Below are 2,278 nucleotides of genomic sequence, written 5' to 3'. Positions count from 1 at the left end.
TGAAGTTGTCTGAGATTCCCTGAAAAGTGGCTTTAGGCTTGTTTGCACCTATAAATAAATCAGGCACTTCACTGCTTGCATCAACATTGACAGGAATGACGCTGATTTGATTTGAAAGTGCAAATGATATTTCATTTTTAACGTTTTGCGATTCCATGGCGTTTTTGGAATATATCAAAACAACATTTTCAGCACTTTGAATTGCATTTGCCATTTGTTCAATAGGGTCTTTTTTCCTGTCAAGGTCTCTTGAAGATATCCAGCATCTGATATCATTTGACTCTATCGCTTCACAGATCTGCATTGCGATTTCAGAGTCTTTTTTCGAATATGAAATGTATACTTCATGATTCATAATTTCGCCTTTAATCATTTTTTAACGCCGAACAGCTGGAATATCTCATCACACTTATCGATATATGTAAGCTCATCCATTTCCTGCTTATGAATGGAATATTTCACTGCATTTTTTAATTTTGAGGAGTATTTCAGATTGAAAATTCTTCCAAAATCAGGTTCTGCATCATCGAGATGGATTAGAAGAATGCCCACATCATTTGAAATTGCCTTTATGATGTCGGCTTTTATTTTTGATGATTTGCATGAATCTTTTGATATGAAAACTATAAGCAGGGATGAATCGTTGATTTTATAGTCGGTTTTATGTGTGAAATTAACTCCCATCATTTCGTATTGCTGTATTTGAGATTTCATAAACTCCAAATCAGCATCATCATAACTTAAATATACATATGGTGGTGTGGATCTATATTTCAGTGTTTTGTTTGAAAATGAAGCTTTTGGTTTAGCCATTCCTTTAGGTTGAGGAGGTCTGAAATTATCAGGAACATAAGGAGTATAGGAATCGCCCTTTAACGCGTAAACCAATAAAACAAGGGATTCATGAAAATTTGAATATGCCCTGATTTCAGGTGAAGCGGCCAGGAAAAATCGAAACTCATCTTTCAGGGAACATTTGTCAGTGTTAAATATGATTATGGACTTCATATTTGAAAATGCAATGTCGATTTCAGTCAGCACCTTTGCGGATTCCTGAGCTCTTCCGGACAGTATCAAAACAATTTTTTCAGCACCTCTTATTGCATCTGTTCTGTTTTGCACTGAATTCCCATTGTTGTTTCCATCACCTGCAAACCAATAGGTAATATTATTCAGCTCAAATATTTCACAGACATGCTTTGCAATTTTACTGTCTTCATCACAGAAGCAAAGGTATACGTCATAATTCATAATAATTACCCAGATATTATATTTCTATTTTTTAACGCCGAACAGCTGGAATATCTCATCACACTTATCGATATATGTCAGTTCATCCATTTCCTGCTTATAAATGGAATATTTTATTGCATTCCTGAATTTGGAGCCATAATGATTTTCAAACATCTTTCCAAAATCAGGTTCTGAATCATCCAGATGAATCATTAAAATGCCAATATCTCGGGTAACTGCCCTTTTGATGTCATTTTTTATTTTTGACGATTTGTATGATTTTTTAGATATGAATGCAACAAGAAGTGATGCGCCTTTGATTATTGGGCCATTCTGATGGTGGAAATTAACTCCCATGAATTCGTATTGCGCTATTTGGGATTCTATGAATTGCGAATCAGCATCATCATAGCTTAAATAGGCATATGAAGATGCAAAATCATTGTCCTTATTTAAAAAAACAGCTTTTGGTTTGTTTTCACCTTCAATTCCAATCATTGGTTTGAATAATGCAGGACGATCCGGATTATGGGAAATCCTGCTGATATCCTCAACAAGCAGTTCAACTGCATTGTGAATACCATCATAAACAATAATCTGATGAGAATTACCTAAAAAGAACTGTAATTCAGACTGATAAGGGCTACCGTCCAAATTCAATACAATTACAGGTATCTGATGTGTGAATGCAAGTTCAATTTCCTTTTTTACATAATCAGATTCATTGACATTGCCTGAAAAGAGCAAAACAATCAGTTCAATATAGTCAGTTGCACCGGCAACGTCCAGGGTATAATATTTGGCCGTATCATCTCTTGAATCATTCCAAACTTCAATACCGTACTGCTCCAATTCGCTGCAGACATCAACGGCAATATCATAATCTTTTTGAGAATAGCACAGATATATATTGGGATTCATAATTTCACCCTTGATAATAGATATGAAATTAGGCCTTTTAATAATTTTGCAATAAATCTTTCGAATAGAAAAACAGTTATCCAATAATTTAAAAAATATTAAATGTTTTTTAGAAAAAATAGTT

At 34.1% G+C, this 2,278-nt stretch carries 3 protein-coding genes; all 3 read right to left on the bottom strand.

Annotated features, from left to right (window positions below; all coding sequences use genetic code 11):
- A partial coding sequence (locus ACJMLH_RS01855) for a toll/interleukin-1 receptor domain-containing protein (protein ID WP_405274232.1) occupies positions 1 to 355 on the bottom strand: 355 nt, incomplete at its 3' end.
- Positions 356 to 369: 14 nt separating this feature from the next.
- Entirely contained in the window at positions 370 to 1,251 is an 882-nt protein-coding gene (locus ACJMLH_RS01850; RefSeq protein WP_405274231.1) for a TIR domain-containing protein, read from the bottom strand.
- A gap of 24 nt (positions 1,252 to 1,275) precedes the next feature.
- Positions 1,276 to 2,154: a toll/interleukin-1 receptor domain-containing protein gene (locus ACJMLH_RS01845; RefSeq protein ID WP_405274230.1), complete on the bottom strand. Its 879-nt coding sequence runs from the start codon at positions 2,152 to 2,154 to the stop codon at positions 1,276 to 1,278.
- Between the last annotated feature and the right edge of the window lie 124 nt (positions 2,155 to 2,278).

Origin of the sequence: Methanobrevibacter sp. (assembly GCF_045116495.1) — an archaeon.
Taxonomy (GTDB): Archaea; Methanobacteriota; Methanobacteria; order Methanobacteriales; family Methanobacteriaceae; genus Methanocatella.
This window is presented reverse-complemented; position numbering and strand designations above follow the sequence as displayed.

What these genes read in the sequence shown, in the direction of transcription:
- ACJMLH_RS01850 (WP_405274231.1), bottom strand. Translation starts at nt 1,251, where the DNA reads ATGAATTATGACGTATACCTTTGCTTCTGTGATGAAGACAGTAAAATT.
- ACJMLH_RS01845 (WP_405274230.1), bottom strand. Translation starts at nt 2,154, where the DNA reads ATGAATCCCAATATATATCTGTGCTATTCTCAAAAAGATTATGATATT.